The organism is Streptomyces sp. NPDC016845 (assembly GCF_044332585.1).
Lineage (GTDB): Bacteria > Actinomycetota > Actinomycetes > Streptomycetales > Streptomycetaceae > Streptomyces.
On record NZ_JBIRPI010000052.1, the window covers coordinates 1 to 13,313 of the forward strand.

Sequence of the window (13,313 nt, forward strand, 5' to 3'; positions counted from 1 at the left end):
TTCTCCCGGCCGCCCTCGGCCCGCTCACCGGGCTCGTGCCCCAGGTGATCGGTGAGTTCGCCCTCCAGCGCGGACTCCAGCACCCGCTTGGTCAGTTGCTGCAGCAGGCCGCCCTCCCCGGTGAGTTTCACCCCGCCGGCCTGGGCCGGGCCACCAGCTCGGCGACCAGCCCGTCGTCGACGGCGTTCGCCCCACTCGCAGCGGCCTTCCCGGCCTCGATCTCACTCATCACGTCGGTCATTAACTGCCGCTTTCAGTAAGGGAGTTACACCACTCACCGTACAGACCCGCGGCATCGGCCAGGTCCCCGAACTGCTGGCGGATGGAGGGCAGCCGCAGCATCCGGCATGCCTGGTCGATCGAGGCGGCGGCGGCTTCTTCGGTCAGTCCGCGCTTGCGTGGGCTCATGATCCTTCTTTCTCGTTTCCGGCCCTGCGGCCGCGGCGGTTCAACAGCTGGTCGTAGTGGGCCACCGACGGCAGCGGCCGGTTGTCCGGCGGCAAGTGGGACAGCCGCCAGTCCGTCAAGGACGTCACCGTCGCAGCAGGGCCTTCCGCCTGGGCGGTGGCGGGAGCAGGGGTGGGCAGGTCGCCGGTGTCGCCCTCGGCGGCCTTGCGGGCCTCCAGGGCGACCGCGTCCGCGATCAGGGCCCGGGTGCCGGCCGCGTCCCCGTGGGCCGCGCAGGCAGCTGCCCACCACCGGTCATGGACCGGGGTGAACCGGCCCGCGGAACGGGCCTGTTCCAGCGGAGTAGAGCCCGGAAAAGCGCCGGGCTTGCGCAACAGGGCCTGCAGGTAGTGATCGAGCACGAGCCGGGAGCCGCCCCGGCCGCTGAGCCGCTCGTGGCGGGCAACCTCGGTGCGGCCCTCGTAGACCACCAGGTCATTGGCGTGCAGCAGGACCCGCAGCTGGCGGCCGATGAAGTGGACCGGCACCGAGTAGGTGTTGGAGCGCACGGTGATCTGGCCGAAGCGGTTGACGCGCGGGGTGAACCACCGCCCCGTCTCGAACACCTCGGTGGGCAGCGGCCGCAGCAGCGGCTGCTCGTGGGCGAAGGACTCGCCGATCGTGCGGCTCCGTGAACGCAGCCGACGGTCCTCGTCCTGAAGGTCCCACCGGTCTACCAGCTCGTTCAGCTCCGCCAGCGAAGCGACCTCGGGCGTGTTGACTGAACTACGGGACGCTCTCGCCTTGTTCTTCGGACAGGTGGGAAGCGGGGTGGTTACCGTCCTCTGCCATGGCTGAAGGTGAGGATGTTCCAAGGGAATTGGGCTCGCTGGTGGTTCCTCGGGTGGGCTCGCTCGTGGAGGCCGGCGATCTATGGGAGCCGTATCGGTTGGTTGATCCAGCGGGGTTCCCGGTGGGTGCGGTGACCGCGTATCTGCACGAGTTGCAGGCGGCGGGGCGGCCCGCGACGACGCAACGCTCCTATGGCATGGACCTGCTGCGGTGGTTCCGCTTCTTGTGGGCGATCGAAATGCCATGGCACGAGGCGACCAGGATCGAGGCCCGCGACTTCTCGCGGTGGATCCAGATCACCGCCAAGCCTCCCCGACGCCGACGTACAGCTCAACGTGCACAACCGGGTACAGACCGGCCCGTGAACCCGATCACCGGGAAGCGACCGATCGGGACGACCTACGCCTCCTCGACGGTCGCTCACAGCGAGACGGTGCTCCGCAGTTTCTACGCCCACCATTTGGAGGCCGGGACCGGCCCTCTGGTGAACCCGTTTCCGCTGGCCAGGGCGCCTCGGGTGAACGCGCACCACAACCCGATGGAGCCGTGGTGCCCGCAGCGGTCGGGGCTGTTCCGGCCGCGGCAGCCTCAGCGGATCCCCCGGCAGATCCCCGATGAGGTCTTCAACGAGTTGTTCGCGAGGCTGTCCTCGGACCGGGACCGGGCCCTGGTCGCCTTCTGGATCTCGACCGGGGCCAGAGCCTCAGAACTGCTCGGCGTCATGTCCTCGGGCACGGAACCGGGGCGGCAGCTCGTCACGGTGGTACGCAAAGGGTCGCACGCGATGCAGCAGCTGCCGGCCTCGCCGGACGCGTTCGTCTGGCTGCGGCTCTACCAGCAGCAGATGCACGGGCTGGTGCCCACGGGCCCGGATGTCCCGCTGTGGTGGACGCTGCGACGGCCGTTTCGCGCACTCAACTACCATGCCGCGCGGGCGATGTTCGTCCGCGCGAACACCACACTCGGGTCGAACTGGTCGCTGCACGACCTTCGACACACCGCGGCCTACCGGCTGGCCCGCGACCCGCTCATGCCGATCACAGACGTCCAATGGGTCCTCGGACATGCCCGTTTATCCACGACTCAACGGTATGTCACGCCCACCGCCGAGGATGTCATCGAAGGAGTCCTGGCCCACCACCGCCGTCAGGCGGAGAGGCAAGCGGAGCCAGCGGCGCCGTCGCTGCACTACCGCCGTGAGAGCCTGGACGTGCTGTTTGGACGGGGGCGGCCGTGACCACCAGCGCCATCACCGCAGCAGTGGCCACCCGGCCCTGGCAGCTCAGCGCGGAGGCCGAGGCCCTCTGGAGGAAGTTCCCGCCCCGCGCCAACCCGAAGAGCTGGCCCGCCACCCGAGCCTCCCGAGTCGCTGTGGTGACCCGCATGCTCACGCCGCCGTTCTTGGGGCACGACTCCAAGACGCGCTGCAACCGGAAGCTGACCCTGCTTAAGGTGCTCGACTGGCTGGAGATGCAGCCCGGCAGCACGTGGCAGGAGCGGTGGGACGCCAGCGGCGTCGGGGTCGACGGGCGCGTGGACTGGCGGACCCGCGTCATCGACGATCTGAAGAGCGTCGACAACCTCGGCCCGCGCGGGGAACGGATCTTCAAAATCCTTGGCATGGGCCTGGTCCAGATGATCGGCGGCGACGTCCTGCGGCCGGATCTGGGCTGGTTGATAGCCACCAACTCGCCCCTGCGGATCGCGAATGAGATGGAGCGCGTCCGCGATGGAGAAGCCATCGCCAAGCTCCGGGCTCTGCGGACCGCGAGCACGGTCGGCGACTCCACGGTGCTGCCCGCGATCGAGAAGATCGCGCTCATCATGGCGGCGAAGGGCGGCATGGTCGCCGACCTCACCCCCGGCGACTGCCTGGAACTGTTCAAGACCAGCAGAGAGATCTTCCCAGGACCGGGTAAGTCCGCCCGGCACAGCCCGTTCTGCTATCAGTTGCTGCACTCTCTCGGCGCCTTCCCCGTTGACGCACCGCCTTCGGTCCGCATGTTCAGCACACGCTTCCCCGGCCAGCTCACCACCGAGCAACTCGTCGACCGCTACGACCTGGCCTGCCGCCCCGTCCGCTACCTGCTGGTCGACTACCTGAGAGAACGTCAGCCCGGCGTCGACTACAACACGTTGACTGGCCTGGCGACCGCGCTGGCCCTGTGGTTCTGGAAGGACCTCGAGAAGCACCATCCCGGCATCGACTCGCTCCGGCTCGCACCGGACGTCGCCGCAGCCTGGAAGCGACGCCTACAGACCCGGACCGTCCGCAGCACCAACGAGCACGGACAGGTCGTGGAATCCAAGGTGGAACGAGCCACCGCCTCCGACACGCTGATGACCGTTCGCGCCTTCTACCTGGACCTGGCGCAGTGGGCGCTCGACGAACCCGCCCGCTGGGGCCCGTGGGCTGTCCCCTGCCCGGTCCGCGCCGACGACGTCCAGCACCGCAAGATGAAGTCCCGGCAGAAGGCCCGTATGGACCAGCGCACCCGCGAGCGACTTCCCGTCCTCCCGGCCCTGCTCGAAGCGGTTGACCGGAACCGCAAAGCCGCGGCGGCTCGCCTGGCTGCCGCCGAACGCGTCTGCTCCGGCGAGCTGTTCACCGCCGGCGGACAGACGCTGCGGCGCGCGATCCTCAAGAGGCATTCGCCTCACCTTTGGGCCGAAGAACCCGCAACCGGTCGGCGCCGGAACCTGGCGAGGGAGGAGAGCAACTCCTTCTGGGGCTGGGCCGCAATCGAAGTGTTGCGCATGACCGGCATCCGGATCGAGGAACTGAGCGAGATCTCGCACCACAGCCTGGTCCAATACCGGCTGCCGAGCACGGGCGAGCTCGTCCCGCTGCTGCAGATCGCCCCGTCCAAGACCGACGAAGAACGACTCCTGGTCGTCTCCCCGGAACTCGCCGACGTACTCTCGGCGATCATCTGCCGCGTCCGCGCCGACGATGGCGGCGTCCCGCTCGTGATCGCCTACGACCACCACGAGAAGGTCTGGAACCCGCCCATGCCGCTGCTGTTCCAGCGCAAGATCGGACTAGAGGACCGGCCGATCCCCATCGACGGCATCCGCACCCTTCTCCAGGATGCACTCGCCGCCACCGGGTTCACCGACGCGACCGGCAGGCCGCTGCACTTCGCTCCGCACGACTTCCGAAGAATCTTCACGACCGACGCCGTCATGAACGGCATGCCGCCCCACATCGCCCAGCTGATCCTCGGGCATCGCGACATCAACACGACCATGGGATACAAGAACCCTCGGGAATTGCATCAGACGGGCGAGAAACCGCAGGTCGCGTGGTCACAGCGGCACACAGAAGGACTCTGCAGCCTCTACGAACTGGCAGCCTGAGCAGGAGTGTTGCCGAGGTTGTCCCTTCTGATGCATGATCTGCTCTCCAGAAGGGATGGTCTGGAGTGGTGCATCAACAGAAGGTGACCCTGGCGGGGTCGGCTCGTATGGAGCTCGTCTCCGGGGTGGTCCAGTTACGGCCCGAGGACGCGATGTTCGACGCGATGCTGAGGGGTTGGCGGGCCCAGCAGAAGTCGCGAGGGCTGAAGGACGAGACGATCGACCCGAGGGAACGACTGATCCGCCGCTTCCTCGAGTTCGCGAACGAGTACCCGTGGCAGTGGACGCCGGCCCACCTGGACGAGTGGTCGGCCACCCTGACGAGCGAGAAGCATCTGGCGCCGTCCACGATCCGCAGCTACCAGGGCACGGTTCGGCTGTTCACCGACCTCCTCGTCGACGCCCGATACGGCTGGGGTCCAGCCTGTGACGAAGCGTTCGGCACCTTTCCGGTGGCGATCTGTCATGAGTGGAATACCCTCCCTCACCTGCAGGATTACGAAGGCGACCCGGAGGCGAGGCCGTTCTCCAGGGAAGAGCTGCAGCGTTTCCTCGACTACGCCGACGACCAGGTCGTCCGCGCTGTGAAGTCGAAGCGCAAAGGGGCCCTCGCCGCCTACCGGGACGCCACGCTCTTCAAGGTCATCTACGGGTGGGGACTTCGGCGGACCGAGACCTCCAAGCTCGATGTGGTCGACTTCGGACGCAACCCGCAGGCCCGGCAGTTCGGCCGGTACGGCACGCTCAACGTCCGCTTCGGCAAAGCCAAGAAGGGCCAGCAGCCGCGGCGGCGGAACGTGCTCTCGGTGATGGACTGGGCCGTCGAAGCCGTTGCCGATTACGTCGAGAACGTCCGGCCCCGCTTCGGGTTTCCCGACCACCCGGCCCTGTGGGTCACCGAGCGTGGAGGCCGCCTTCAGCCCGGGTCGATCAACGACCGTTTCGAGGCATACCGGGATGCCCTGGGGCTGCACAAAGAGTTGACCCCGCACGGACTTCGCCACTCGTACGTCACGCATCTGACCGAGGACGGGGTGGACCGGCGGTTCATCCAGCAGCAGGTCGGCCACGAGTGCGACAGCTCCCTGGCCATCTACACGCACGTCAGCGACGACTTCATGAACACTTCCCTGCACAAGGCACTGGCGCCGGCATTCGCCGGGGCCTGACAGGAGGGATCCGGCGATGGCCGCCAAGCTCGACTACCACTGGCACCTGCGCAAAGTCATGGCCGACCGCGGGATGTTCTCCACCACCGACCTCATCCCTCCGCTCGCCGAACGCGGCATCAGCCTGTCGTCGAGCCAGGTCTACCGGCTCGTCGTCGAGCGACCGGAGCGACTGAGCCTGAAGATCCTCATGGCCCTGCTCGACATCCTCGACTGCACCATGGACGACCTCATCGAGCCCATCGCGGTGGCCGGGGCCGTGAAGAAGCCGAAGAAGGCGGCCGTCGGTGGCGGCCCGTCATCCGGTTCAGAGGGACTTGGCGGGCTGCGGCCAAAGCGGGCCAGGATCAGGGGCGGTGACCAGTCGTGACCACTGCTGACCAGCTTGACCGCGTCGTCGCGGACCCGATCGGCCTGATCACGGACCTCGTCGCCGACGTCGAGAAGGAACTCGAACCCGAGACGATCCGCGCCGTGGTCACCACCGTCGCAGGCGGACGGGCCAAGTCACGCACGCTCGCCGCCGCCCTGAACCGTCGCCCAACACTGCTGGGCGACGGCCGATCCCCAGCGCCGCGGGCCCTCGGTGACCTGCTCATCGCCTTGCGCCAGGCCGGGGCCCAGGCGATCTCTCCGCCGGTCTGCACCGAGTGCGGCAAACACCTGCGTACGCTCCAACGCCGCGGCCATGACTGGTACTGCGGAGTCTGCGGACCCGTCTATGTCGATTGCTCCGCTTGCGGGAAGAACCGTCGCATCTCCACCCGGGACCGGTCCGGCCAGCCGCGATGCGCGAAGTGCCCGGACACCGACGGTCGCGATCCCCTCGCCGTTGTCCACAGTGTGATCTGCGACCTGGATCCGCACGTGGACGCCGGCCTCATCGCCGACGCGATCCGCCGGACGATGCCCCGAGCCGCCGACCAGCAGAAACTGGCCTGGGCTCTGGAAGCCGACCCCTCCCTGCTGACCGGCAACGGGCACCTTGCCCCCACTCCCGCGATCGTCCGGCTGATCAATGTGCTTCATGACTCCGACGTCACGGGGATCGTCCGGCCTGCCTGCCCCCTCTGTCACCGAGTCGTACGCCTCCACAAGCCGCTGGATGGGCAGCGGGTCTGCCGCAACTGCATCGCCAAGTCCCGCGTCGAAGAATGCGTACGCTGCGGCGCCCACCGCGAGCCCGCCACCCGCGATACTCAGGGACGACCGCTGTGTCCGAATTGCCTGATCACCGATCCTGCGAACGCCGAGGTCTGCATCGGCTGCGGCGAACGACGACGAGTCCAGAACCGCACGACCGACGGCCCCCTTTGCCCCAACTGCAAGCCGCTGCCCATCCTGGTCTGCTCCATCTGCGGTCGCACCGCACCCGGCACCCACTCCCGCCTGACAGGCCAACCCCGGTGCGGGGCCTGTGACCAGCGACAAGCCCACTGCAGCAGCTGCGGGCACATCCGCGGCATCCACTCCGGCACCCTGGAAGAACCCGTCTGCGGCCCCTGCACCGCGCCGGACGCCGAGCTCTGGCGCCCCTGTCCCACCTGCGGGGAAGCAGAACGCCTGCGATCCTCCGGTCCGTGCCCTCGCTGCACGCTCAAGCAGCGGCTCCACGAACTCCTCACCAACGGCTCGGGCTCCATACCCCCGAAGCTTCAAGCCCTCCACGACGCCCTGGCCAGCACTGAACGAGCCTCCACCGGGCTGCGCTGGCTCTCCGGCGGCATCGTCTCCACCGTTCTGTCCGACCTCGGCTCCGGCAACCGCCCTCTCACCCACGAAGCCCTGGACGAACTCCCCGAAGGCAAGGTCGTCGAGCACATCCGCAGCGTCCTCGTCGCCAGCGGCGCCCTGCCCACGCGGGACGAGCAGATGGTCCGTCTCGAACGGCACGTCAAAGACCTCATCACCTCCCATGCGACGGCCGAGGGACGCAAAATCCTGCACCGGTACGCGACTTGGCACCTCCTGCGCCGGCTTCGCCGTCGCAGCCGCGGCAAGGAGACCACGTACTACCAGCTCCAGGTCGCGCGGCAATACCTGCGGGCGGGCGTCTACCTCCTGAACTGGCTCGAAGGCCAGAATTTGACCCTTGCCACCTGCCGGCAGGCCGACCTCGAACGTTGGACGACCAGCGACGACGCCCGTCTTCGCCAGGAGGCAGGCCACTTCGTGCGCTGGGCCCTGGCCCAGAAGATCGCCCGCGATCTCACCTTCCCGGCCGAGCGATGGAACGGCCCCTCCCAGCCGATGGACGACGAGGCCCGCTGGGCCACCGCCCGACGTCTGCTGCACGACGGCACTCTCAAGCACGAAGACCGCCTCGCCGGCCTGCTGTTGCTCCTCTATGCCCAGTGGCCCGCAGCGATCTCCCGGCTCACCGTCGACCACATCGAGGAAACGGACGGAGGCGTCCGCATCCGTCTCGGCGCCGTCCCGGTCGAGCTTCCCGCACCCGTCGCTGAACTCGCCCTCCAACAGGTCGCGGTTCGCCGCAGCCATGCCGTCCTCGGCCGGACAGACTCGCCCTGGCTCTTTCCCGGAGGCCAGCCCGGCCGCCCGATCAGTGCCTGGGCCATGGGCGAACGACTCCGCAAACTCGGCATCCGGCTCGCCCAGGCCCGCTCGACCGCGCTGTTCCAGCTCGCTACCGAACTGCCCGCCGCGGTCCTCGCCCGCACCCTCGGCATCGACATCACCGTCGCCGTCAAATGGCAGCGCGCCGCCGCCGGCGACTGGGCCGCCTACGCAGCCGAGGTCAGCCGACGCACGACTTCACGAGCCGTGCATCCGAGCGGAAATACCGGTCCCGGACGTGGGCACCGGCAGGAATAGTCACTGGTCAGACCGCCGATCACCGACGGGGTTGAGTGGCCTCGAGATCTACGATGACCACCATGGAACCACTGCCCGCCCTCGTCCACCTGGACAGCCCTTTCATCAACTTCCGGGACTTCGACTTCGGCGAGGGCTCTCACGGTTACCGCTGGATCGCTGTCAAGCGTTTCCAGCTGTCGTCCGAGACGCTTGACAACCGAGACGTGCTGGCTGCCTTGATCGCGCATCCTCAATTTCGGGACACGTACGACGGAGCCGGCGTTCAAGACTGGCCACGGCATGGCCAGTGGTGGCTCGACCGCATCGCCCCTGACACCTACGAGACCGTCGATGCCGAGATGGCGGTCGCTGTCATCCACTCCTGGGCCAACCAGCACGGAGACATCCCGGAATCACTCGCATCACGCCTACAGCAGGAGATCTACACCCCGATCCGTAAGGCAACCAGCAGATACCTGCTGGGACGACTCCCCGAGGACGCCTTCCACGACTACGGCCCGATCCACATCGACTACCACGAACTCGTCCTTATCGACCGCCCGACAACGACACTCACCCTCCTCGTCGCAGCTGACGACTGACGCCGCAACGGTCAGCGTCCCCGACGCATCAAGCCGGGGCATTCAGGCAGTTCCAATACCCGACTCCACCGTTAGCGGTCTATCCCGAGGAAGTCATCAACGGACACCGGGCGTTCATCGCCCGCCGCCGGGACCTGCGGCCCAGCGAGGAATACCGCAGCCCCACCGAGGAGGAGTGGGAGGAGTTCCTCGGCCACTTCGAACACCGCAAGGTCGCTCTCGGCGACTGCGGCCGAGCCTACGGCACCAGCTGCATCCACGAGCACAGCTGCATCCGATGCCCACTTCTGCGGGCCGCCCCGGCCCAGCGGCCGCGACTGGTGGACATCCGCGACAACCTCATCGACCGGATCGCGGAGGCCGAACGCGAGGGCTGGGCCGGCGAGGCAGAAGGGCTCAAGATCAGCCTCGCCTCGGCCAACGCCAAACTCGCCCAGCTCGACAACCTCATCACCCAACGCGCCGCCGCCATCCACCTCGGCATGCCGACCTTCCCCGACGTCGCGGGACGTCACATCACCCGAAATCAGGGGTAGTCACGGGCTTCTAGCCTTCTCGGCTGCCACCGTCCTTGACGCCGGCTCGCAGGCCCCACTCATCCAGACCGGAGTAGATCAACGCAGTGCGACCACGCGGGAAAGACAGTGCCTCGGCCTCCCCTGAATCGATCGCCACCAGTGAGTCGGCTCCTCGCCACCAGGTGTCGGCCATCCCCAGCACTTCGTGCACTGGCTCGAACTCATCCAGCACAATGCCGTCGACCTCGTCGCCAGTGACCTTGACGATCTTCTTTGCCCACATGGAGGCGTGGTGGGTCAGTGCGAGCGACTCGACCCAGCCCTCGACGGTGGCATGGAGGGGCAACCACTGACCAGCGTGAATACCAAACTCACCAGATGGCCCGATCATGAATGAGTAGGGAACCGCTGTCCGCTGCATACCTGCTTCGAACCACCACCCTTCGGACGCGGAGCCTTCGGGAGAATCCGCTGCGAAGTATCTCGGGCCGCCGTCGTACTCGAATGCAGGTGGCAGGACCAGGCCGCCCCATCGCTCTTGAAAGGCCGCCATCCGGTCGATGACCGTCGCGGGGATGTCTCTCTCAAGCCACCACTGTCTGTGTTCCTCCACGGTCCCGACGTCAACCTTGACGCCGTGCGCGCGGACGAACGATCGAGCTCGTTGAGTCAGGCCATCGGGCACATCGTTGAAGAGGTTGAGATTCACCAGCATGACGCTACTGCCAGGTCTCAACCTCGACAGCTCCGAGAAGGCGGGTCCAGCCAGCCCATAAGAACGGCCGAAGCAACGAAGAGAGAATCGTGGCCGAAGCCAAACGGCGGCGGAAGATCAAAATGGAACGGACAGACCAGCGTCGCGCAGACGAGCCAGAGCGACGGACACGCACTGCTGGACAGTCCTCCCGTCAGCTCGCATCCTATGCGCCAACGGCCCGCCGCTGGCGGCGAACGTCCAGGCCGGCGCGTTGTCAGCCAGCCTTTCGGCGTCCATCCTGATCATGGCGCTCACACCCTGTTCGCCCAGCCACTCCAGGATCAGGAGTGTCACGTCCTCGACGCCGCGCTCCTCATCGATCTTCGGCCAACGGCCTCGGTTCCCAGTCATCACTCCGACTCTATCGAGGTCCTGAAGGCGGTCGAGGGGCCCCAACCCGCAAGTTCAGAGAAGGCACCGGGACGAAGTGGTTGCGGCGGAAGTAGCCGATCTGTCCCTCGACGCCGCCCTTCTCGTGGGCACCCTCGATGCCCGGCCGGCAGTAGAACGCCTCGATGCCGATCCCCCGTGAGTTCACGGATTCTGAAGGGTGCTCCGGATGAACCTACGGATGGCTCTGGGAACTTGGCTTGCATGGGCCTGCTGTCGGAGTGCTCGTCGAAGCACAGCTGGGTACATGCGAACATGCTCACTGCGTCGTACACGACGACTGTGCCGGGGTCGGCCATCAGTTGATCGGCGGAGTGGGGGCCGGCGACCTACGGCTTTGGCGGTACGGCTGGTGCAGGCAGGGCGAGTACGCGCGCGAGGGCAGCGGTTACGGGGGTGAAGTGGTCGGGTAGGTACCGAGACACCCAGTCAGTGGCCAATGCAAGGAAGTTGGTCAAGTCATGCTCGGCGTTGTCGAGCAGGTGGTGGAGTTCGGTGACGGACAGCTCGATCACCGGGCTGTCGCTCTGCTCGGCGTCGACGGTCAGCCGGACGGTGTCGGCGAGGCGCTCGGCGAATGGATCGGGGTCGTGGCCGAAGAAGGCTCGGCCGCTGCCGTCGACGACCTCGCGCCAGTCACGCCAGTCCTCCAGCCCATTGCAGCAGCCGGGTAGGAAGGTGACGCCTGTGGAGCTGTCCGTGACCCGTATGCCACCGGCCGCGAAGAGGTTGTCGAAGGTCAGCAGTCCGTGCAGAAACGATCCGAGCGGGTCGGTGGGCCGAGGCGGCCGGTCGTCATGTTCAGGGTCGATGTCGTTGCAGCCGGCGATGCGCATCACCGCTGTGCCGACCTCGGCGGGGGCGAGCTCACCGCTGAGTGGCAGGTAGCTGAACGACTCGATCTCGGCGACGGGCCAGAGGGCAAAGTCATCAGGGGGATAGATCTCCAGGACGGGCTGCATCACGATCACCTGGGAAGTGTTCCGCATCCCCGGCCCATATCGCCTCCCGATTACGCCGAGCACTCACGCACCAACAAGCCTGCAGAGGGCTGGAGGCTTGGCATCTTCCGTGGCTCTGGCGCTGATCTTGTGACGGCCGCAGTCGGCGGGCATTAGGGATGCCCGGTGGTGGTCGAGGATGATGCGGGGATGACTGATCAGGGTCCCGCCGTGATTCCGGCGCTGGTGTTCGATGGGGAGCGCGTACCCGTGCTCGTCGGCGGCTCGGTGACAGCCAGGCGCTTCATGGTGGGGGGTGCCGGCGTCGTCATGGGCCCGGCGGGGATGGTGATCATCACGGAAGCGAGTGACGCACCCGCCAGGAGCGGTGTGTGGAGCGCTGAGGAGGTCCGTCTGATCGGGCCCGCACCGGCACCAGTCACAGAGCGGCTGATGGGGTCGCCCTGGGGCGTGGACGAAAGCTCGTTGCCGATCCACATCGCGGTCCGCCTCGGAGAAGAGGTCCTGTACCTGGGCACCGCCCAGGTGAGCCAGGCCGGCACAGCTGACGGCGTTCTCACCGACTGTAAATTGCGCCTTGAAGCACCCTTGAGCAGAGAACTCCTCAACCGAGTGCGCCCACCACTTCCACCCGTGGACTTGCCGGGCCTGGGGTGGCTCAGGCATGTGAACGGTGACCGTGCGGCAGCGCTGGAACAGTTCGTCACCGGCTGGTACCCCGCCGCAGGCGCCACCGAATCACCATCCTGCTCTCCCTCACGCCTGCCTGGTGGACTGAGGCAGCTATACCGGCTCGCGCAGCAGCGTCCGGGTGCCCTCGGAACCCAGAACAGCATCCTGCCCGAGCCAGACCTGCACACCGACCATCTCGGGGAGATGCTCGTCTTCGGCGTCGAGAACCAAGGAGGCTTCTTCTGGTCACTCCTGTGGACGCTTGACGGACCTGAGGCCGATCCGACTGTCTGGTTCCGTGAATTCGACGAGGAGCCGATCGCCGAACAGGAACCGCTCAGCGGCTTCCTGATCCAGTTCTCCCTCTTCGAGGCTTCCATGGGCGCCGACTACCTGGCCCTGCCCAACAGACTCACGGCACCACAGGTCGAGCAACTCACCCAAGCACTGCACCTTGTGCCCCTGCGTCCCTTCTGGCCCTGGGCACTCACCCACTTCTACGTGGCCCCCGGCCTCGTCGTGCGTGTCAGCAGCGAGGGCGGCGAAGAATTCGATGTCTGGGTCGGCGCCACCCACCGAAGCGCCCTGGACCCGCTGGCCGACCTCCCTGTCGACTGGACCCGCTTCGATGGCTGACCGTCACAAGATCAGCGGCAGAGTCCTTTCGTTGCACCTCCCTGAGCACATACAGATGTACGCCGGCAACTGCGGTTAAGAGGTGCGCGAATTCTGTTGGGTGTGGATCCTCTCGAGGGATGACTGACCTGGGAAGACGCTGATCGGTGGTGCCGGGGCGACGGCTTGCTTCTACCGTGTTGGGGTGGAGG

The 13,313-nt window shown here is 66.9% G+C and carries 12 protein-coding genes and 1 pseudogene; 8 read left to right on the forward strand and 5 right to left on the reverse strand.

Annotated features, from left to right (window positions below; genetic code table 11):
* Window positions 1-288 precede the first annotated feature (288 nt).
* Window positions 289-411: pseudogene (locus ACH4RC_RS41815) on the reverse strand (AAA family ATPase); the annotation flags it as partial.
* Complete coding sequence (locus ACH4RC_RS41820; protein ID WP_398210244.1) at window positions 405-1,262, reverse strand: Mu transposase domain-containing protein; 858 nt, start codon at window positions 1,260-1,262, stop codon at window positions 405-407. The gene ACH4RC_RS41820 and the pseudogene ACH4RC_RS41815, both read right to left, overlap by 7 nt.
* Between ACH4RC_RS41820 and ACH4RC_RS41825 the strand changes: the two genes are divergently transcribed.
* The 7 genes from ACH4RC_RS41825 (at window position 1,238) to ACH4RC_RS41855 (ending at window position 9,723) form a co-directional block, all read left to right on the forward strand.
* Window positions 1,238-2,476 carry a tyrosine-type recombinase/integrase gene (locus tag ACH4RC_RS41825; RefSeq protein WP_398210247.1) on the forward strand — a complete coding sequence of 413 codons (1,239 nt, stop codon included), beginning with the start codon at window positions 1,238-1,240 and terminating at the stop codon, window positions 2,474-2,476. The two genes, ACH4RC_RS41820 and ACH4RC_RS41825, sit on opposite strands and share 25 nt — an antisense overlap.
* Window positions 2,473-4,599 (forward strand): tyrosine-type recombinase/integrase, encoded by a 2,127-nt coding sequence (locus ACH4RC_RS41830; RefSeq protein WP_398210250.1) that lies wholly within the window; start codon window positions 2,473-2,475, stop codon window positions 4,597-4,599. The genes ACH4RC_RS41825 and ACH4RC_RS41830 overlap by 4 nt, the downstream gene beginning before the upstream one ends.
* 65 nt (window positions 4,600-4,664) lie before the next feature.
* Entirely contained in the window at window positions 4,665-5,768 is a 1,104-nt protein-coding gene (locus ACH4RC_RS41835) for a tyrosine-type recombinase/integrase (RefSeq protein ID WP_398210253.1), read from the forward strand.
* A 16-nt stretch (window positions 5,769-5,784) separates the two neighbouring features.
* The gene (locus tag ACH4RC_RS41840; protein ID WP_398210255.1) at window positions 5,785-6,138 is read left to right on the forward strand and encodes a helix-turn-helix domain-containing protein; all 354 of its coding nucleotides are present in this window, start codon (window positions 5,785-5,787) and stop codon (window positions 6,136-6,138) included.
* The gene (locus ACH4RC_RS41845) at window positions 6,135-8,603 is read left to right on the forward strand and encodes a site-specific integrase (protein WP_398210257.1); all 2,469 of its coding nucleotides are present in this window, start codon (window positions 6,135-6,137) and stop codon (window positions 8,601-8,603) included. The genes ACH4RC_RS41840 and ACH4RC_RS41845 overlap by 4 nt, the downstream gene beginning before the upstream one ends.
* Before the next feature lie 62 nt (window positions 8,604-8,665).
* A complete protein-coding gene (locus ACH4RC_RS41850; RefSeq protein ID WP_398210260.1) occupies window positions 8,666-9,187 on the forward strand; it encodes a hypothetical protein in 522 nt (173 codons plus the stop codon).
* Between the two features lie 320 nt (window positions 9,188-9,507).
* Entirely contained in the window at window positions 9,508-9,723 is a 216-nt protein-coding gene (locus tag ACH4RC_RS41855; RefSeq protein ID WP_398210263.1) for a hypothetical protein, read from the forward strand.
* Between the two features lie 10 nt (window positions 9,724-9,733).
* On the opposite strand, the gene ACH4RC_RS41860 is transcribed toward ACH4RC_RS41855, so the two are convergent.
* From ACH4RC_RS41860 to ACH4RC_RS41870, 3 genes are all read right to left on the reverse strand, one after another.
* Entirely contained in the window at window positions 9,734-10,414 is a 681-nt protein-coding gene (locus ACH4RC_RS41860; RefSeq protein WP_398210265.1) for a hypothetical protein, read from the reverse strand.
* A 123-nt stretch (window positions 10,415-10,537) separates the two neighbouring features.
* Window positions 10,538-10,813 carry a hypothetical protein gene (locus ACH4RC_RS41865; RefSeq protein ID WP_398210267.1) on the reverse strand — a complete coding sequence of 92 codons (276 nt, stop codon included), beginning with the start codon at window positions 10,811-10,813 and terminating at the stop codon, window positions 10,538-10,540.
* A gap of 368 nt (window positions 10,814-11,181) precedes the next feature.
* Window positions 11,182-11,814 carry a hypothetical protein gene (locus ACH4RC_RS41870; RefSeq protein ID WP_398210272.1) on the reverse strand — a complete coding sequence of 211 codons (633 nt, stop codon included), beginning with the start codon at window positions 11,812-11,814 and terminating at the stop codon, window positions 11,182-11,184.
* Window positions 11,815-11,979: 165 nt separating this feature from the next.
* On the opposite strand from ACH4RC_RS41870, the gene ACH4RC_RS41875 reads away from it, so the two are divergent.
* Complete coding sequence (locus ACH4RC_RS41875; RefSeq protein ID WP_398210270.1) at window positions 11,980-13,122, forward strand: hypothetical protein; 1,143 nt, start codon at window positions 11,980-11,982, stop codon at window positions 13,120-13,122.
* The last annotated feature ends 191 nt before the right edge of the window (window positions 13,123-13,313 follow it).